Genomic DNA, 222 nt, shown 5'->3' with positions numbered 1-222 from the left:
CCCCCGCGAGCGGGTGCGAGTCGGGAATCTGCCCTTTCGCCTTGAACGTCGTCAGCACCGGGCAGTCGAACCGCTCGGCGAGGTCCACAATTCCGTCCATCTCGAAGCGGGCACCGTGCCCGACGACGATCACCGGCCGCTCGGCAGTTTCCAGTAGTTCTACCGCATCCTTGAGGGCGCTCTCCGGGGGTGTGATGTCGCGGTCTGTAATACGTCCCTCCG

The 222-nt window shown here is 65.3% G+C and carries 1 pseudogene; it reads right to left on the bottom strand.

What is annotated here, in order from left to right:
* A pseudogene (locus tag EXE42_RS18145) lies at positions 1-222 on the bottom strand (thiamine pyrophosphate-binding protein); the annotation flags it as partial.

This window comes from Halorubrum sp. SP3 (assembly GCF_005435195.1).
Classification (GTDB): Archaea; Halobacteriota; Halobacteria; order Halobacteriales; family Haloferacaceae; genus Halorubrum; species Halorubrum sodomense.
Note: the sequence above shows the minus strand (reverse complement) of the source record. Positions and strands in the feature narration are given on the sequence as shown.